This window comes from Micromonospora sp. CPCC 205539 (assembly GCF_036906815.1).
Classification (GTDB): domain Bacteria; phylum Actinomycetota; class Actinomycetes; order Mycobacteriales; family Micromonosporaceae; genus Micromonospora.
In genome coordinates this window covers 40966-59686 of sequence record NZ_JBAKHW010000034.1, presented here as the reverse complement: position 1 = coordinate 59686, position 18721 = coordinate 40966, and the positions used below count along the sequence as shown (strand labels likewise).

The window sequence follows — 18721 nt, the reverse complement described above, 5'->3', positions numbered from 1 at the left end:
CGGACCGGGGGCCCGGATCACTCGCACGAGCCCTTTGCCTTGCTTCACCCCGCGCAACACTGACGGTGCTTTTGTGTTGCGCCCGTTGAAGCAGAGCAAAGGGCGGCCACATGGACCGGTCGGTGCCGGGGCAGGCCCGGGTCAGCGCCGGGCGCGTCGGGGCTGCTCGCTGGAGCGGCGTACGACCAGCTCGGGCTGGAACACCACGTGCCGGTGCCGGTGCGTGTCGCCGGACTCGGCCTCCTCCAGCAGCAGCTCCGCGGCGGTGCGGCCGAGCTGGTCGCGGGGTTGGCGTACCGACGACAGTGGCACGGCCGCCGCGTCGGCGAACTCGATGTCGTCGTAGCCGACGATGGCCACGTCGGCCGGCACCCGCAGGCCACGCGCGGTCAGTTCCTGGAGTACGCCGAGCGCGATCAGGTCGTTGGCGCAGAACACGGCGGTGGGGCGCTGCCGGACCGGCAGCGCGAGCAGTTCCTCGGCGGCGCGGCGGCCGGCGGCGACGGTCAGGCTGGTCGTCACGGCCACCCGGAGTTCGGCGGTGCCACCACGGTCGTCCAGCGCGGCGGCGGCTCCCGCGTGCCGGTCGGCGACCTGGGCGAGGGAGAGCGGCCCGCCGAGGTACGCGATGCGCTGGTGACCCTGGTCGAGCAGGTGGTCCATGGCGAGCCGGCCACCGAGAACGTCGTCGACCGCCACCGAGCAGCGGTTCGCCCGGCCCGTGCCCCGGTCCACCAGCACCACCGGGATGCCCCGGTCGATGAGCTTGTCGAGGTTGGGTTGGGGGCCGTGGCCGACCGGGGTGATGAGGACGCCGCGGACCCGCTGCTCCTCCAGCAACTCCAGGTGGCGGCGCTCCCGGGCCCGGTCCTCGCCGCTGTTGCAGACGACGAGCATCGCGCCGGCTTCCTCGATGACCTGCTCGGCGCCCCGGACGACGTCGGTGAAGAAGGGGTTGGCCACGTCCAGGACCACGATGGCGACCGTACGGCTGTGCCCGGCGCGCAGTTGGCGCGCGGAGTCGTTGCGGACGTAGCCGAGGGTGGTGATGGCGTCGAGCACCCGCTGACGAGTGGCGGGAGCGACCGTGTCGGGTCGGTTGAGCACGTTGCTCACGGTGCCGAGGGAAACGCCGGCATGCCGGGCGACCTCCTTGATGTTCGCCGTTGCCATGACTCCGTTACCTCTCAGTGCGCTTTAGTGAGTGCACGATCAGTAGTCCCGCCTTGCGGTGGGACGGTCCCGGTCTTACCGGCGGGTGCCGTGCCGGGTTCACGTTTCTCGGCCACCTGCCCGCGTGTACGGGTCTTACGGTCTGCTCCACGTGCTGCCACCGAGCCACTCCCGGCGGTTGTTGTCTGTGCCGCGAGGGCGGCGAGGTTGCGGGCGGCGTTGAGGTCCCGGTCCAGAGTCAGGCCACACGTGCCGCATTCGTATTCGCGCTCGGACAGGGCAAGCTTGGTTTTCACCGTGCCGCAGCCTGAGCAGGTTTTCGAGGACGGATACCAGCGGTCGGCGGTGATGAGCCGGCCGCCGTTCCAAGTGGTCTTGTAGGCGAGTTGGCGGCAGATCTCCGCGAACCCAGCATCAGCGATGTGTCGGGCCAGTCGCCGGTTGGTCAACATCCCGGCCACGTTCAGGTCTTCCACGACGACCGTGCCGTAGGTCGTGGCCAGGCGGGTGGTGAGTTTGTGCAGGCCATCACGGCGCAGGTTCGCCACCCGGGCGTGCGCCCGGCCGAGACGGGTGCACGCCCGCCGCCAACGGTTCGACGGGCGCTGCCCGGTACGCCGGTCCGGGCCGATCTTGCGCGACACCACCCGCGCGAGAGTCCGCAGGCGGCGCTGGGCGTCGGTGAGGTAACGCGGGTTCGGCACCAGGTCGCCGGTCGACAGGACCGCGAGGTGCCGAACGCCGACGTCGACACCAACAACCGACTCAGGGCGGGCCGGCGTGCGGTCGGGGCGTTCGACCTCCACACAGAACGCGACATACCAACGTCCGCCGTCACGGCGCAGGGTGGCGGACATGATCCGGGCGGTGTCGGCCTCCACACGGCGGGCCAGTTTCCGGGTCGACTCGTGCACCTTCAACCGACCCAGCCGCGGCAGCACCACATGCTTGCGATCCGGCTCGACGCGGATGGCGCCGGTGGTGAAACGCACCGATGGTGTGCTGCGGCGGCGGGACTTGTAGCGGGGGAACCCGACCGGCCGTCCCTTGCGCTTACCTGACCGGGAGTCGGCCCAGTTCTTTAACGCGCGGGCCAGGGCATCCAGGCCGGTGTTGAAGGCCTCTTTGGACACTTCGGCCCACCACGGCGCCACGTCGGGCTTCGCGGTGTTCCACGCCTTGCGCAGCCCTGCGAACGACCACGACAGCGACGGTGTCAGCAGCTTGTCCGGCACGCTATAGGAACGTTCGGCGGCCCGCTGGTCCATGACCGCTTTCACCCGCGCAAGCGCCCAGTTGTGAGCCACCCGAGCGGCCCCGGCGTGCGCGTACACCGCGCGTTCCTGCGCCGGGCTCAGGTCGAGGGCGAACCGGTACGCCTGGAACGTCTTCACCCCACGGCCTCCGTGTCAGTGACAGCGTCGACCGCGCGGCGGGCGCGGTTCGCGGCGCCACGGCGGCCGTAGCGCCGGACACACAGTGACGTCAGGATCTCGGTGACGTCGCGCACCAGGTCGTCGTCCACCTCCGCCGGGTCGATGACCAGCAGTCGTCGACCCTGCGCCGCGAGGGCCGCTTCCACATACTCGGCGCCGAACCGGGCGATCCGGTCGCGGCGCTCGACCACGATGCTCGTCACGGCAGGGTCACGCAACAGAGCAAGGAGCTTCTTCCGCCGCCCGTCCAGCGCCGAGCCGACCTCGGTCACCACCCGCGACACCGCGAGGTTCCGCCCGGTTGCCCACGCGGTCACCCGAGCGACCTGCCGGTCCAGGTCGGACTTCAGGTCGGCTGACGACACCCGGGCATATACCACCGTGATATCCGACGGCGGCGGGTCGGTGGGCTGCTCCACCAGGATCAACCCGCCGACCCGCCGAGCGGGCACGGGCAGCTTGCCCTCCCGGAACCAGCGATACGCCGTAACCGGATGGACACCCTCCCGTTTCGCCCACTCCTTCAAGTTCACCATTGCATACTACCGCTTACTGATCGTCTTGCAACCGATAACCCTCGATGCTCGTGCGGTGGTGGCGGACCCACGCGGTGGGACGGCACGGCCAGGTCGCGTCGGAAGTCTATAGCGGCTAAAACGTTTCATCTATTCGGCACGGTGTGGCAACAGGGAAGAAATAGCGGTGAAACTCTTGACGCTCTCGAAGGCCGACCCCTACCGTCCATGCACGACGCATGAAACGATTCAGGAGGGGATCGGATGACCGCCGACGCACCGGGCACGACCGGCCCTCCGCTGCTGGTCCTCGACGGCGTGACGAAGTCCTTCGGGGCCGTCGCCGCGCTGCGCGGGGTGCACCTGGCGCTGCACTCCGGCGAGGCCCACGCCCTGGTCGGCGAGAACGGCGCGGGCAAGTCCACCCTCGTCAAGGTCCTGGCCGGCGCGCACGAGCCGGACTCCGGTGAGTTGACCCTCGACGGGCAGCCGCTGCGGCTGCGCGGCCCCGCCGACGCCCGGGCCGCCGGCGTCGCCGTCATCTACCAGGAGCCGACGCTCTTCCCGGATCTGTCCGTGGCGGAGAACATCTTCATGGGCCGGCAACCGCTGCGCGGTCTGCGCCGCATCGACACCGCGGCCATGAACCGCGACGCCGAGCTGCTGTTTCAGCGGCTCGGGGTCCGGATCGACCCGACCCGCCCCGCGCGGGGGCTCTCCATCGCCGACCAGCAGCTCGTCGAGATCGCCAAGGCGCTCTCGTTCGATGCCCGTGTCCTGGTCATGGACGAACCCACCGCCGCGCTCTCCGGCATCGAGGTCGAACGGCTCTTCGCGGTGGCCCGGTCCCTCTGCGAACGCGGGGCGGCGGTGCTGTTCATCTCCCACCGGTTCGACGAGGTCTTCGACCTGTGCCACCGCATCACCGTGCTGCGCGACGGCGCCTGGGTCTCCAGTGATCTCGCCGCCGACCTCACCGTCGACGAGGTGGTGCGGCGCATGGTCGGCCGGGACGTCTCCGCGCTCTACCCGAAGCAACCCGCCGAGGTACGGGACACGCTGCTCGAGGTCCGTGGGCTGACCCGGGCCGGCGTCTTCAGTGACGTGTCGTTCTCCGTGCGGGGCGGGGAGATCGTCGCGCTGGCCGGGCTGGTTGGCGCCGGCCGCAGCGAGGTCGCCCGCGCCGTCTTCGGCGTCGACCGCTACGACGCGGGCGAGGTGCTGGTGGCCGGCAAGCCGATCCGGGCGGGAAACCCGGGCCGGGCGATCGCCGCCGGCATGGCGTTGGTCCCCGAGGACCGGCGGCAGCAGGGCCTGGTCATGGAGCTGTCGGTGGAGCGCAACGCCACCCTGGCCCGCCGCCGGGCGTTGAGCCGGTTGGGCATCCTGCTCGGTGGCGCCGAACGCGTCGAGGCCAGCCGCTGGACGCGTCGACTCCAGGTGAAGGGCGCCCGGCTGGGCGCGCCCGTGGCGACCCTCTCCGGCGGCAACCAGCAGAAGGTCGTGCTCGCCAAGTGGCTCGCCACCGAGCCCCGAGTGCTGATCATCGACGAACCGACCCGGGGCATCGACGTCGGCACCAAGTCCGAGGTGCACCGGCTGCTCTCGGAGTTGGCCGGTGAGGGGCTCGCCATCCTGATGATCAGCAGCGAGCTGCCCGAAGTGCTCGGCATGGCCGACCGCGTCCTGGTCATGCACGAGGGACGGCTGGTCCGCGAGCTGCCCCGGGCCGAGGCGGACGAGACCTCCGTCATGTTCGCCGCCACCGGTCGAGGAGTGACCGCATGAGCCGCACCGACACCGACGTGCCCGAGCAGACCACCGGCGCCGCGCCGACCGATCCCGGCCGGCAGCGCCGGGGCCTCGGCGAGCGGCTGCTGGCCGTACGCGAGCTGAGCCTGCTCATCGCGCTCGGCCTGCTGGTCCTGGTGACCACCGTGCGCAACGACCGGTTCCTGAGCAGCCAGAGCATCAAGGACTTGCTGCTGGGCTGCGCGATCCTGGTGATCCTGGCGGTCGGTCAGACCCTGGTCATCGTCACCCGCAACGTCGATCTCTCCGTGGGCTCGATCCTGGGCCTGGTCGCCTTCGCCACCGGCACGCTGTTCGTCAACGCGCCCGGCACCCCGTGGCCGGTGGCGCTCCTGCTGGGTATCGCGCTCGGCGCGTTGTGCGGCGTGGTCAACGGTGGCCTGATCGCGGTGGCCCGGGTGCCAGCCCTGGTCATCACCCTCGGCACCCTCTACGCCTTCCGCGGTGTCGACTACTACTGGGCGTCCGGTCGGCAGATCAACGCGGCCGACATGCCGCCGTCGTTCCTGCGGCTGGGCAACCAGACGGTGCTCGGCGTACCCATCCTGTTTCTCGTCGCGCTGGTCGTGGTCGCCGCCGTCGGCTTCTACCTGCGCTCCTACCGCAGTGGCCGGGAGCTCTACGCGATCGGCTCCGAACCGGCGGCCGCCCGCCTCTCCGGCATCCCGGTGGGCCGACGGGTGTTCGCGGTGTTCGTCGCCAACGGCGCACTGGCCGGCCTGGCCGGCGTCCTGTACGCGGCCCGGTTCGGCACCCTCGACGCCGCCGCCGGCAACGGCCTGGAACTCCAGGTCGTCGCCGCCGCCGTGGTCGGCGGGGTGGCCATCTTCGGCGGCAGCGGCAGCGCCTACGGCGCGGCGCTCGGCGCCGTGCTGCTGACCACGATCGGCAGCTCGCTCGCCGTCCTGCGCATCGACCCGTTCTGGCAGCAGGCCGTGGTCGGCGCACTGATCCTCGCCGCCATCGGGCTGGACCGACTCCTGGCCCTGCGGATGGCGGCCCGGCTCCGAGGGAGAAGCGCCCATGGCGCATGACAGCCTGTACGCCGCACCACCCACCGCCGAGGCCGAGCCGGACGCGGGTCGCCTCGCCACCCTGCGCGGGCTGCTCGGCTCCTGGGACGCGGCGATCGTCGCCGCTCTCGTGGTCGTCGTGCTGGTGGCCGGCCTGACCGTGGAGAACTTCGCCACCGGCCGCAACGCCCAGTTCCTGCTGCTCGATCTGGTGCCGTTGACGCTCATCGCGCTGCCGATGACCCTGATCGTCATCACCGGTGAGATCGACCTCTCGGTGGCCAGCATGGTCGGTCTGTGCAGCACCCTCATGGGGCAGCTCTGGCTCTCCAGTGGGCTGTCGTTGGAGTTGATCTGCGTCCTCGTGGTGCTGCTCGGTGCCGTACTCGGTGCGGTGAACGGGCTTTTCGTGACGGGCTTCGGCCTGCCCTCGCTGGCGGTGACCATCGGCACGCTCGCCCTCTACCGGGGGTTGTCCTTCGTGGTGCTCGGCGACCAGGCGGTGGCGGACTTCCCGGCCGACTGGACCGCCGCCATGGTGCGGAACATCCCCGGCACGTCGATCCCGGTCGTGGTGGTGCCGGTGCTGGTGCTCGCGGTGATCTTCGGGGTGGTGCTGCACGCCACCTCGGCCGGCCGGGCGCTCTACGCCATGGGCAACAACGACCAGGCGGCCACGTTCACCGGCGTCTCGGTGGCCCGGACGAAGTTCTGGCTCTTCGTGGCCTCCGGTGCGGTGTGCGGGCTGGTCGGCATCTTCTGGACGCTGCGCTACGCCAGCGCCCGCGGCGACAACGCCACCGGCCTGGAGTTGACCGTGGTGACCGCCGTCCTGCTCGGCGGTGTCTCGATCTTCGGCGGTCGGGGCGGTCTGCTCGGTGTGCTGGCCGGCGTCCTGCTCCTCGGCGTCCTGCGCAACGCGCTGCAGCTCGCCGACGTCGACGCCAACGCGTTGACGATCGTCACCGGCACTCTGCTCATCGCATCCGTCGTGCTGCCCAACGCCGTCGCGGACGTCCGCGCCCGGCTGCACCGTCGACGACAGCGACAGCCCGTCGCTTCGTGACGTTCCCCCGCGTACCAACCACCCCCGGAAGGATGACGATGTCCGCGTACCGCAGAGGGCTCCGTGTCGGGGCCACCAGCCTCACCATCGCCGCATTGCTGTTCAGCGCCACGGCCTGTGGCGGCACCACCCGGGACGACGCCGGCAAGGACACCGGCTCCGGGTCGCAGGCCAGCGGCGCCGCCAATCCCGACGCCCCCATCAAGGCGGGGCTCAAGATCGCCTTCCTGCCCAAGCAGCTCAACAACCCGTACTTCACCGTCTCGGACGGCGGCGGCAAGGCGGCGGTCGACGAGATCAAGGGCGAGTTCAAGGAGGTCGGCCCCTCCGAGGCCAGTGCCTCGTCCCAGGTCAGCTACATCAACACGCTGTCGCAGCAGGGCATGGACGTCATCGTCACCTCGGCCAACGACCCGAACGCGATCTGCGGCGCGTTGAACCAGGCGAAGACGGCCGGCGCGAAGATCGTCACGTTCGACTCCGACACCAAGCCCGAGTGCCGCCAGATCTTCGTCAACCAGGTGACCGCCGAGGGCATCGCGGAAAACCAGGTCAAGCTCATCTCGGAGCAGATCGGCGGCGCCGGTGAGGTCGCGATCCTCTCCGCGACCGCCAACGCGACCAACCAGAACGCCTGGATCGCGCTCATGAAGGAAGAGCTGAAGAAGCCCGAGTACGCCAAGATCAAGCTGGTCACCGTGGCGTACGGCAACGACGACGACCAGAAGTCCTTCCAGGAGACCCAGGGCCTTCTCCAGTCGTACCCGAATCTCAAGGGCATCATCTCGCCGACCACCGTCGGCGTCGCGGCCGCCGGCCGTTACCTCAGCGGCTCGCAGTACAAGGGCAAGGTCAAGCTGACCGGTCTGGGCACCCCCAACCAGATGCGGCAGTACGTCAAGGACGGCACCGTCGACGCGTTCGCCCTGTGGAGCCCGGCCGACCTCGGCTACCTCGCGACGTACGCCGGCGCGGCCCTCGCCTCGGGCCAGATCACCGGTGCCGAGGGCGACAAGTTCAAGGCCGGCAAGCTCGGCGAGTACACCGTCGGCAAGGACGGGGTGGTCGTCCTCGGCCCGCCCACCGTCTTCGACAAGAACAACATCGACCAGTTCCAGTTCTGACCGCCCTCCCGGTCGGTGTCGGCGCGCACATCGCGCCGCACCGACCGGGGGTGCCGACAGGAGATCCATGCCCCGCGTCTGCTTCACCCTGCAGGTCCGCCCCGATCGCCTGGACGAGTACCGCGCCCGCCACGCGCAGGTCTGGCCGGAGATGCTGACCGCCCTGGCCGAGAGCGGCTGGCGCGACTACTCGCTCTTCCTGCGCGAGGACGGCCTGCTCGTGGGATACCTCGTCACCGACGACTTCGAGGCGGCTCAGGCCGCCATGCAGGACCGCGCCGTCAACGCCCGCTGGCAGGCGGAGATGGCGCCCTACTTCGTCGACCTCGACCACGGCGCCGCCGACCGTTCCATGCGGCCATTGGACGAGGTCTTCAACCTTGAGGCGCAGCTCGCCGCAGAACCTGCGGTGCGGCTTGCCGCACAGCCTCCGGCGCAGCTCGCCGCAGAGACGGGAGAACCATCATGACGCAGCCCGACGCGCAGACCCTTGAGCGGGTCAAGCAGGCCCTGCGCGGCCAGCGCATCGAGACCCCGTCCTGGGCGTATGCCAACTCCGGCACCCGGTTCAAGGTCTTCGCCCAGGAGGGCGTGCCGCGCAACCCGTACGAGAAGGTCGCCGACGCGGCGGTCGTCCACCGGCTCACCGGCGTCGCGCCGACGGTGGCCCTGCACATCCCGTGGGACCGGGTCGACGACTACGCGGACCTGGCCGGGTACGCGGCCGAGCAGGGCGTCACGCTGGGCGCGATCAACGCCAACGTCTTCCAGGACAACGAATACAAGCTGGGCAGCGTCACCAACCCGGACCGGGGTGTACGCCGCAAGGCGATCGACCACCTGCTCGAGTGCGTGGACATCATGGACCGCACCGGCTCCCGCGACCTGAAGCTGTGGTTCTCCGACGGCACCAACTACCCCGGTCAGGACGACATCCGCTCCCGGCAGGACCGGCTCGCGGTGGCGCTGCGCGAGACGTACGACCGGCTCGGTGACGACCAGCGGCTGCTGCTGGAGTACAAGCTGTTCGAGCCGGCGTTCTACGCCACCGACGTCCCGGACTGGGGCACCGCGTACGCGCACTGCCTGGAGCTGGGCCCGAAGGCGCAGGTGGTCATCGACACCGGCCACCACGCGCCGGGCACGAACATCGAGTTCATCGTGGCGTTCCTGCTGCGCGTCGGGAAGCTCGGCGCGTTCGACTTCAACTCCCGCTTCTACGCCGACGACGACCTGATGGTCGGCTCCGCGGACCCGTTCCAGCTGTTCCGGATCATGTACGAGATCGTCCGGGGCGACGCGTTGGCACCGGAGGCCGGCATCGCCTTCATGCTCGACCAGTGCCACAACATCGAGGCGAAGATTCCGGCCATCATCCGTTCGGTGCTCAACGTGCAGGAGGCGACGGCGAAGGCCCTGCTCGTCGACCCGGCCGCATTGGCCGCCGCACAGCAGGCCGGTGACGTGCTCGCCGCCAACGCCGTGCTGATGGACGCGTACAACACCGACGTCCGGCCGTTGCTCGCCGGCCTCCGTACGGACCTGGGGCTGGACCCGGACCCGATGGCCGCGTACGCCCGCTCCGGCTACTTCGACAAGATCCGCGCCGAACGCGCCGACGGCCAGCAGGCTGGCTGGGGCGCCTGATCATCACCGGAAACGCAGACAGGGACGTGAGGACGATGCACACCGAGGTTCAGGCGCTGATCGCGCGCAGCAACCGGCTCGGCGCCGACCCGACCACGACGAACTACGCGGGGGGCAACACCTCCGCCAAGGTCGAGGGCACCGACCCGGTCACCGGCGGGCCCGTCGAGCTGCTGTGGGTGAAGGGCTCCGGCGGTGACCTCGGCACCCTCACCAGCGCGGGTCTGGCCGCGCTGCGACTGGACCGGCTGCGCGCCCTCGTCGACGTCTACCCCGGCATCGAGCGTGAGGACGAGATGGTCGCCGCGTTCGACTACTGCCTGCACGGCCGGGGAGGGGCCGCGCCGTCCATCGACACCGCGATGCACGGGCTGGTCGACGCGGCGCACGTCGACCACCTGCACCCCGACGCCGGCATCGCGATCGCCGCCGCCGCGGACGGGCCCGAGCTGACCAAGGAGATCTTCGGCGATCGGGTGCAGTGGATCCCGTGGCGGCGGCCCGGCTTCCAGCTCGGTGTCGACATCGCCGCGGTGGCACGGGCCAACCCGCAGGCGATCGGCGTGATCCTCGGTGGGCACGGCATCACCGCCTGGGGCGCGACCAGCGAGGAGTGCGAACGCAACTCGCTGGAGATCATTCGTGCCGCGCAGGCGTACCTCGACGAGCGGGGCCGGGCCGAGCCGTTCGGGCCGGTCGTCGACGGTTACCAGCCGCTGCCGACGGAGGAACGGCGACGTCGGGCGGCGGAGCTGTTCCCGGTGCTGCGGGGTCTCGCCTCCACGGATCGACCGCAGGTGGGGCACTTCACCGACAGCGACGTGGTGCTCGACTTCGTCGCGCGGGAGAAGCACCCCGCCCTGGCGGCCCTCGGCACCTCCTGCCCAGATCACTTCCTGCGGACCAAGGTTCGGCCGATGGTGCTCGACCTGCCGCCCACCGCCGGAATCGACGACGTGACGGCCCGGCTCAGGGAGCTGCACACCGCGTACCGCGACGACTACCGGGCCTACTACGAGCGGCACGCCGACCCGGACAGCCCCGCGCTGCGCGGCGCCGACCCGGCCGTCGTCCTGGTGCCCGGCGTGGGCATGTTCAGCTTCGGGGCCAACAAGCAGACCGCCCGCGTCGCCGGCGAGTTCTACGTCAACGCCATCAACGTCATGCGCGGCGCGGAGTCCGTGTCCCGGTACGCGCCGATCGACGAGGCCGAGAAGTTCCGCATCGAGTACTGGGCCCTGGAGGAGGCGAAGCTCCAGCGCATGCCGAAGCCGAAAGCCCTGGCCACGCGGATCGCGTTCGTCACCGGCGGTGGCTCCGGCATCGGCCGGGCGACCCCCCACCCGCTCGCGGCCGAGGGCGCGTGAGTCGTGGTCCCCGACGGGGACGCCGGCGCCGCCGCCACCGTCGCCGCGGAGATCGGCGGCACCGACGTCGCGGTCGCCGTCGCCGCCGACGTCAGCGACGGCACGGCGGTCGCCGGTGCCCTGCGCGATGCGGTGCTCGCCTTCGGCGGGGTGGACCTGGTCGTCAACAACGCGGGACTGTCGCTGTCCAAGTCACTGCTCGACACGACCGAGGCGGACTGGGACGTGCAGCACGACGTCATGGCGAAGGGGTCCTTCCTGGTCTCCCGGGAGGCCACGCGGGTGCTGCTGGCGCAGGGGATGGGCGGCGACATCGTCTACATCTCCAGCAAGAACTCACTGTTCGCCGGCCCGAACAACGTGGCGTACGGCGCGGCCAAGGCCGACCAGGCGCACCAGGTCCGGCTGCTCGCCGCCGAACTCGGCGGCCACGGCATCCGGGTCAACGGCGTCAACCCGGACGGGGTGGTCCGCGGCTCCGGCATCTTCGCCGGCGGGTGGGGTGCGAAGCGGGCCGCCGTCTACGGCGTGCCGGAGGAGAAGCTCGGCGAGTTCTACGCCCAGCGCACCCTGCTCAAGCGTGAGGTGTTGCCGGAGCACGTCGCCAACGCGGTCTTCGTCCTCACCGGCGGCGAGCTGTCGCACACGACCGGGCTGCACATCCCGGTGGACGCCGGCGTCGCGGCAGCCTTCCTCCGTTGATGAGCGCTGCCGTGCGAGTCGCCGCCGTGGACCTGGGCGCCTCCAGCGGCCGGGTCATGCACGCCCAGGTCGGGCCCGGCACGCTGGAGCTGACCGAGGCGCACCGGTTCCGCAACGAACCGGTGCGCCTGGGCGGCACCCTGCACTGGGACGTCCTGGCGCTGTACCGGGGCGTCCTCGACGGTCTGCGCGCCGCCGGTCCGGTCGCCAGCATCGGCGTCGACACCTGGGCGGTGGACTACGGGCTGCTCGACGCGACGGGCGCACTGCTCGGCAATCCGGTGCACTACCGCGACGGGCGTACCGACGGCGTCGGTGACCGGGTGGCGAAGCAGGTGGGCAGGCGGCGGCTCTACACCACGACCGGGCTGCAGCACCTGCCGTTCAACACCCTGTACCAGCTCGTCGCCGCCGCCGGTACGCCGCAGGTGGCCATCGCGCACCGACTGCTGCTGATCCCGGACCTCATCGCGTACTGGCTGACCGGTGAGATCGGCGCCGAGATCACCAATGCCTCCACCACCCAGCTGTACGACCTGCGCCGCCGCGCCTGGGCGACCGACCTGATGGCGGACGCGGGGATCCGCAGCGACCTGTTCCCGCCGCTGCGCGAACCGGGCACCCGGATCGGTCCGGTCCTGCCCGCCCTGGGCCTGCCCGGTGATCCGGCCGTCGTGGCGGTGGGATCGCACGACACCGCGTCCGCCGTGGTGGGGGTGCCGGCGACGGGTGACCACTTCGCCTACATCTCCTGCGGCACCTGGTCGCTGGTCGGGGTCGAGCTGGAGAGCCCGGTGCTCAGCGAGGCGAGCCGGCTGGCCAACTTCACCAACGAGGCCGGTGTCGACGGCACGATCCGCTACCTGCGCAACGTGATGGGCCTGTGGCCGCTACAGGAGTCGCTGCGCGCCTGGGGCAGCCCGGACCTGCCGGTCCTGCTCCGGGAGGCGGCCCGGGAGCCGGCGTACCGCTGCGTCGTGGACCTGGACGACCCGGCGTTCCTGCCTCCCGGCGACATGCCGGCGCGCATCGTCGACGCCTGCCGCCGGACCGGCGAGCCGGTCCCGGTCACCCCGGCCGCCACGGTCCGGTGCATCCTCGACAGCCTCGCGCTGGCGCATCGGCGCGCCGTGCACCAGGCGCAACTGCTCTCCGATCGGCACGTCGACGCCGTGCACATCGTCGGCGGCGGCGCGCGCAACGACCTGCTCTGCCAGCTCACCGCCGACGCCTGCGGCCTACCGGTGCTCGCCGGGCCGGTGGAGGCCACCGCGCTGGGCAACGTCCTGGTGCAGGCCCGCGCCCTCGGGGTGCTCGGCGGCGACCTGCCGGCGCTACGGGCCGTTCTCCGTGCGACCCAGAAGGTCGTACGCTTCGAGCCGAGCGGTGCCGGGACGGCGTGGCGGGCGGCTGCCCGGCGCCTCGGGTGGAAGGACTGAGCCTTGCGCATAGCCCTGTTCGTCACGTGCCTGGCCGACACCATGTTTCCCGAGGCGGCCAAGGCGACGGTACGGCTGCTGGAACGGCTCGGCCACGAGGTCGTCTTTCCGCAGGACCAGACCTGCTGCGGGCAGATGCACATCAACACCGGCTATCCGGACGAGGCGCTGCGGCTGGTGCGCCGGCACGTGCGCGCCTTCGCCCCGTACGACGTGGTGGTGGCCCCGTCCGGCTCGTGCGTCGGCTCGGTGCGGCACCAGCACGCCATGGTGGCCCGCAGGGCGGGCGACGAGCGGCTGGCCAGCCGGGCGGAGGAGGTCGCCCGGCACACCTACGAGCTGTCGGAGCTGCTCGTCGACGTGCTCGGGGTGACCGACGTCGGCGCGTACTACCCGCACCGGGTGACGTACCACCCGACCTGCCACTCGCTGCGGATGATCCGGGTGGGGGACAAGCCGCTGCGGCTGCTGCGCGCGGTCCGTGGCCTGGACCTGGTGGAGCTGCCGCAGGCCGAGCAGTGCTGCGGCTTCGGCGGCACGTTCGCCGTCAAGAACGCGGACACCTCCACAGCGATGCTGGCCGACAAGATGCGTCACGTCCTGGCCACCCGAGCCGACGTGTGCACCGCCGGGGACGCGTCCTGCCTCATGCACATCGGCGGCGGCCTGTCCCGGCTCCGGACCGGCGTACGGACCGTGCACCTCGCGGAGATCCTGGCCAGCACCGAGCCGATCGGCGAGCAGGCGCGGCGGGCCGACGGGGTGGTGACGGCGTGAGCCCGATCTTCCTCGGCATGCCGGCGACCGCGCCGCGTGGTGTCGGGCACCTGCGCGGCGACGAGCCGTTCCCCGTCGCCGCCCGACGTGGCCTCGCCGACCCGCAACTGCGCCGTAACCTCGGCCACGCGACCGCCACGATCCGCGCCAAGTCGGCCGCCGTGATCGACGAGGTCCCGGACTGGCAGGAGCTGCGTGAGGCCGGTCGGGCCATCAAGACCGACACGATGGCCCGTCTGCCCGAGCTGCTGGCGCAACTGGAGGCCGCGGTCACCGCCGCCGGCGGCACCGTGCACTGGGCCGCCGACGCGCTCGAGGCCAACCGGATCGTCACCGACCTGGTCAGGGCCACCGGCAGCGACCGGGTCATGAAGGTCAAGTCGATGGCCACCCAGGAGATCGGCCTCAACGAGGCCCTGGAGGCGGCCGGCATCGAGCCGGTGGAGACCGACCTGGCCGAGCTGATCGTCCAGCTCGGGCACGACAAGCCCAGCCACATCCTCGTCCCCGCGATCCACCGTAACCGGGCGGAGATCCGCGAGATCTTCCTGCGCGAGATGCCCGGTGTCGACCCGGCGTTGACCGACGAACCCGCGATCCTGGCCGCGGCGGCCCGCCGCCACCTGCGGCGTACCTTCCTCAGCACCCGGGTGGCCGTCTCCGGGGCGAACTTCGCCGTGGCCGAGACCGGCACCCTCGCGGTGGTCGAGTCCGAGGGCAACGGCCGGATGTGCCTCACCCTGCCGGACACCCTGATCACCGTGATGGGCATCGAGAAGGTCATCCCCACCTGGGCCGACCTCGAAGTGTTCCTGCAACTGCTGCCCCGGGCCTCCACCGGGGAGCGGATGAACCCGTACACCTCGATGTGGACCGGCGTCACGCCCGGCGACGGGCCGCAGGACTTCCACCTCGTGTTGCTGGACAACGGCCGTAGCGCGGTGCTCGCCGACGAGGTCGGCCGCCAGGCGCTGCACTGCATCCGCTGCTCGGCCTGCCTCAACGTCTGCCCGGTCTACGAGCGCACCGGCGGGCACGCGTACGGCTCGGTCTACCCCGGGCCGATCGGCGCGGTGCTCTCTCCGCAGCTCACCGGCGTGGAGGACAACGCCTCGCTGCCCTACGCGTCGTCGCTGTGCGGCGCGTGCTTCGACGCCTGCCCTGTGAAGATCGACATCCCGTCGATCCTGGTGCACCTGCGCGCCGAGCACACGGCCGCGTACCGCAGCGAGCATCGGCTGCCGAGCGCCGAGGCGGTCGCGATGGCCGCGGCCGCGTACACCATGGATCACCCCTCGCTGTACGAGGCGGCGCAGCGCGCCGCGCGGGTCTCCCGTTTCGCCGGCCGGCGCGGCGGCGGGCTGCCCCCGCCCCTGTCCGGCTGGACCATCGGCCGCGACCTGCCGCAGCCGCCGCCGCAGACCTTCCGCGAATGGTGGGCACAGCGATGAGCTCCCGTGAGGTGATCCTGAGCCGGCTGCGTACCGCTCCCGGCTCCGCGCCGACCGGTGCCGGCGATGTGCCGCGGCACTACCGGCCGGCCGGTGGTGCCGTGCAGCTCGACGTGCTGGTGCACCGGCTCACCGACTACCGGGCCACCGTGCACCGCTGTGCCGACGGCGAGGTGGCGCGGGTCGTCGACACGATCCTCGGTGGTCGACGCGTCGTCATCCCGCCAGGGCTGCCCCGGCACTGGCTGCCGGCCACCGTCGACGTGCTGACCGACGACGACCTGTCGAGGGACGAGATCGCGGCGGCCGCCGGGGTGGTCACCGCCGCGGCCGTGGCCGTCGCCGAGACCGGGACCGTCGTGCTCGACGCGGCCCCGGACCAGGGCCGACGCGTCATCACGCTCCTGCCCGACGTGCACGTCTGCGTGCTGCGCACCGATCAGGTCGTGGCCGGAGTTCCGGACGCCCTCGCGCGGCTCGACCCGCACCGCCCGCTCACCTGGATCAGCGGCCCGTCCGCCACCAGCGACATCGAACTCAACCGGGTCGAGGGCGTGCACGGCCCGCGGCACCTGCACGTGGTGCTCGTCCCCGTCTGGGAGACGCCCGAGCGGGGCGACGGTCCGACGACCGTCGCCCCGCCGGTCGGTCAGACGGTGATGCGTCCGGCGCCGGCACCCGCGGTGACGGTCGCCTTGACACCGCTGGCGGCGTCGAGTTGGTAGGAGTACGGGATGGCGGCGACGTCCCCGGCGCTCTCCGGCGCACCGGAGTTGACGAAGAGGTTGTTCCGCTGGACGAGGTCACCCGGGTCCGACTCGGCGTAGCCGACGGCGGTGGGCCGGGTCACGTTCTCGAAGGAGTTCCCCTCGACGAGCACCCCGGCGCCCATGGTGGACGCGACGCCGTAGTCCGCGTTGTAGTAGTAGTTGTTGAACACGTGCACCGGGTCACCGAACCGGACCCGGGGGTGCCGCTCCTTGCTGCCGTCGAACCAGTTGTGGTGGTACGTCACGCGCAGGTGCCCGATGTCGGCGGTGTGTCCGTCGTCGTGGCCGAGCAGCATGCTCTTGGTGTGGTTCATGACCCGGTTCCACGAGACGGTCACGAAGTCCGACTCACGCTTGATGTCCAGCGCGCCGTCGTAGCCGCCGTCGAAGGTGTTGTGGTCGATCCAGACGTTGCGCGAGTTCTGCACGTTGACCGCGTCGTCGTCCCAGCCTCGGAAGGTGAGGTTGCGGATGATGACGTTGGTGGCACTGCTGACGTTCAGTCCGTTGTCCAGCGTGGCGTTGCCGACGCCGAGCACGGTCTTGTTGGAGCGGACGTCGTTCATCTTGTCCGGCATGGTGAGCGAGCCCTGCACCCGGATGACCAGCGGTGACGCCGACTCCAGGGCGTCGGCGAGCGCCTGGCCGTCGGAGACGGTGACCGTCTGGCCCGCCGCGCCGCCGGTGGTGCCGCCGTTCTGGGTGGCCCAGCCGACGAGGCCCGTCTGCGGCGGATTCGTCGGGGGATCGGTCGGGTCGGTCGGCGGGTCGGTCGGCCCGCCCGGCAGGCCGACCTTGCCGACCCCGGCCTGCGCGGTCACGACGGCCTTGATGTCGCAGGCGGTGGTGATGGTGTACGAGTACGGCGGGTTCGTGACGCTGCCACCGGTCTCGCCCGCGCCCGTGTTGACCAGGCAGTTGTTCCGAGCGACCAGCCTGCCGGGGCCCGAGTCGGCCTCGGCCAGGTGGTACGGGTCGTCGACGTTCTCGAAGTAGTTGCCCTCGACGATCACACCCGAGTTCTCGGTGGCCGCGACGCCGTAGTCACCGGTGTTCAGGTAGTAGTTGCTGTAGACGTGCACCTGGTCGCCGAAGCGGACCCGGGGGTTGCGCTGGCGGGTCTCGTCGAAGAAGTTGTGGTGGTAGGAGACCTTCAGCCGCCCGGTGTCCTGGGCGGCGTTGCCGTCGTCGTGCCCGAGCAGCATGTTCTTGTTGGTGCCGTCGGCGTGGTTGTAGGACACCGTCACGTACGACGAGCCGCGCTTGATGTCGAGGCCGCCGTCCGAGCCGGTGGTCCAGGTGTTGTGGTCGATCCAGATGTGGTGGGAGAACATCTGGACGTTCATGGCGTCGTCCGCCCAGTTGCGGAAGTTGAGGTTCCGGACGATGACGTTGTTGACGGCGTTCGCGGGCGGGCTGGTGACCGCGTTGTCGATCGGCAGGCCGATGTTGAGGCCGCCGCCGGTGAAGCCCGAGTTGGCGCCGAGACCGACGATCGTCTTGTCCGAGGTGACCTCGTGCATCGGGCCGGGCAGCGCGAGCAGCCCGCTCACCTGGATGATCTTCGGGCCGGTCGAGGCCGCCTCGGCGATGAACTGCGCGGGGGTGGTCACCGTGACGGTCGGCCCACCGGCGCCGCCGGTAGTGCCGTTCTGGCCCCAGGCGTCGACCGAGGCCCAGCCGTCGGCCACGTTGGGGCCCGGGTTACCGGGCGGGTCCGTCGGGTCGGTCGGGTCCGGGTCGGGGACCGTGGTGGTGACCTGGACATTGTCGAAGTTCGCGCTGGCGTTGAAGGTGGCCACGCCGATCCGGCCGCTGGCGAACTGGCTGTCCGTGGCCTCGGTCAGCAGCGTGCCGTTCACGTAGCCCTTGAGCGAGTTGCCGGCGACGTCGATCCGCAGCGTGTACGCGGTGCCGACGGTCACCGTGACGGCCGCGCTGTCCAGCGTGGTGCTGGAGCCGCCGCTGAGTCGCTTGAGCTCGACGGTGTTGTTGCTGCGCAGGGCCAGGTAGTAGTAGCTGGTGCTGCTCTGTGCCCGGGCCAGCAGGGCGACGAAGCGGTTGGAGCCGTTGAAGGCGGTCGGCTTGGCGGTGGCCTGGACCGAGTAGTCGGTCCAACTCGCCGTGCCGGCCAGTGAGCGGGCGTCGCTGCTGGTGCCGGACTGCCGGTAGACCCGGGAGCCGTCGGTGGCGACCGACCAGCTGCCGCCGGAGGCGGTCCAACCGGTGGCGTTGCCGTCCTCGAAGTCGTCGCTGAAGAGGGTGTCGGCGTAGGCGCCGGTGGCGCCCATGCCGAGGACGAGCGCGACCGCGGCGAGCGCGGCCCCGATCGCGATCAGGAGACCTTGGCGATGCCTTCGCCAGGTGTCGGTGGGTTGCACGGAACCTCCTTGGTGGTGGCGTTTCATCGACAAACATCGATGTCGTGG

16 protein-coding genes are annotated in these 18721 nt (G+C 71.0%); 12 read left to right on the top strand and 4 right to left on the bottom strand.

Annotation, left to right across the window (positions count from 1 at the left end; translation table 11 throughout):
* Positions 1–141: 141 nt before the first annotated feature.
* Genes V6V47_RS25355 through V6V47_RS25345 form a run of 3 tightly spaced genes read right to left on the bottom strand, consistent with a single transcriptional unit; the run spans position 142 to position 3142 of the window.
* A complete protein-coding gene (locus tag V6V47_RS25355) occupies positions 142–1173 on the bottom strand; it encodes a LacI family DNA-binding transcriptional regulator (RefSeq protein ID WP_334630868.1) in 1032 nt (343 codons plus the stop codon).
* A 14-nt stretch (positions 1174–1187) separates the two neighbouring features.
* The gene (tnpB, locus tag V6V47_RS25350; RefSeq protein ID WP_334630867.1) at positions 1188–2567 is read right to left on the bottom strand and encodes an IS607 family element RNA-guided endonuclease TnpB; all 1380 of its coding nucleotides are present in this window, start codon (positions 2565–2567) and stop codon (positions 1188–1190) included.
* Positions 2564–3142: an IS607 family transposase gene (locus V6V47_RS25345; RefSeq protein WP_334630866.1), complete on the bottom strand. Its 579-nt coding sequence runs from the start codon at positions 3140–3142 to the stop codon at positions 2564–2566. Before V6V47_RS25345 ends, tnpB begins: the two co-directional genes overlap by 4 nt.
* A gap of 246 nt (positions 3143–3388) precedes the next feature.
* Between V6V47_RS25345 and V6V47_RS25340 the strand changes: the two genes are divergently transcribed.
* The 12 genes from V6V47_RS25340 (at position 3389) to V6V47_RS25285 (ending at position 16247) form a co-directional block, all read left to right on the top strand.
* Positions 3389–4912, top strand: coding sequence for a sugar ABC transporter ATP-binding protein (locus V6V47_RS25340; protein ID WP_334630865.1), 1524 nt, complete (start codon positions 3389–3391; stop codon positions 4910–4912).
* Positions 4909–5970 carry an ABC transporter permease gene (locus V6V47_RS25335; RefSeq protein WP_334630864.1) on the top strand — a complete coding sequence of 354 codons (1062 nt, stop codon included), beginning with the start codon at positions 4909–4911 and terminating at the stop codon, positions 5968–5970. Before V6V47_RS25340 ends, V6V47_RS25335 begins: the two co-directional genes overlap by 4 nt.
* Positions 5960–7015, top strand: a complete 1056-nt coding sequence (locus V6V47_RS25330) for an ABC transporter permease (protein WP_334630863.1) — start codon at positions 5960–5962, stop codon at positions 7013–7015. Before V6V47_RS25335 ends, V6V47_RS25330 begins: the two co-directional genes overlap by 11 nt.
* Before the next feature lie 38 nt (positions 7016–7053).
* Positions 7054–8139, top strand: coding sequence for a rhamnose ABC transporter substrate-binding protein (gene rhaS, locus V6V47_RS25325; RefSeq protein WP_334630862.1), 1086 nt, complete (start codon positions 7054–7056; stop codon positions 8137–8139).
* A gap of 67 nt (positions 8140–8206) precedes the next feature.
* On the top strand, positions 8207–8608 hold the full coding sequence (locus V6V47_RS25320) for an L-rhamnose mutarotase (protein ID WP_334630861.1): 402 nt from the start codon (positions 8207–8209) through the stop codon (positions 8606–8608).
* Entirely contained in the window at positions 8605–9786 is a 1182-nt protein-coding gene (gene rhaI / locus V6V47_RS25315) for an L-rhamnose isomerase (protein WP_334630860.1), read from the top strand. The genes V6V47_RS25320 and rhaI overlap by 4 nt, the downstream gene beginning before the upstream one ends.
* Before the next feature lie 35 nt (positions 9787–9821).
* On the top strand, positions 9822–11153 hold the full coding sequence (rhaD, locus tag V6V47_RS25310; RefSeq protein WP_334630859.1) for a bifunctional rhamnulose-1-phosphate aldolase/short-chain dehydrogenase: 1332 nt from the start codon (positions 9822–9824) through the stop codon (positions 11151–11153).
* A gap of 3 nt (positions 11154–11156) precedes the next feature.
* Positions 11157–11855, top strand: a complete 699-nt coding sequence (locus V6V47_RS25305; RefSeq protein WP_334630858.1) for an SDR family oxidoreductase — start codon at positions 11157–11159, stop codon at positions 11853–11855.
* Positions 11855–13294 (top strand): rhamnulokinase, encoded by a 1440-nt coding sequence (locus V6V47_RS25300; RefSeq protein WP_334630857.1) that lies wholly within the window; start codon positions 11855–11857, stop codon positions 13292–13294. Before V6V47_RS25305 ends, V6V47_RS25300 begins: the two co-directional genes overlap by 1 nt.
* 3 nt (positions 13295–13297) lie before the next feature.
* Complete coding sequence (locus V6V47_RS25295) at positions 13298–14071, top strand: (Fe-S)-binding protein (protein ID WP_334630856.1); 774 nt, start codon at positions 13298–13300, stop codon at positions 14069–14071.
* Positions 14072–14088: 17 nt separating this feature from the next.
* A complete protein-coding gene (locus V6V47_RS25290) occupies positions 14089–15522 on the top strand; it encodes a LutB/LldF family L-lactate oxidation iron-sulfur protein (protein ID WP_334630879.1) in 1434 nt (477 codons plus the stop codon).
* Positions 15519–16247 (top strand): LutC/YkgG family protein, encoded by a 729-nt coding sequence (locus V6V47_RS25285; RefSeq protein ID WP_334630855.1) that lies wholly within the window; start codon positions 15519–15521, stop codon positions 16245–16247. Before V6V47_RS25290 ends, V6V47_RS25285 begins: the two co-directional genes overlap by 4 nt.
* Here V6V47_RS25285 and V6V47_RS25280 read toward each other — a convergent pair.
* Positions 16172–18673 carry a pectate lyase family protein gene (locus V6V47_RS25280; RefSeq protein ID WP_334630854.1) on the bottom strand — a complete coding sequence of 834 codons (2502 nt, stop codon included), beginning with the start codon at positions 18671–18673 and terminating at the stop codon, positions 16172–16174. The genes V6V47_RS25285 and V6V47_RS25280 overlap by 76 nt on opposite strands.
* Between the last annotated feature and the right edge of the window lie 48 nt (positions 18674–18721).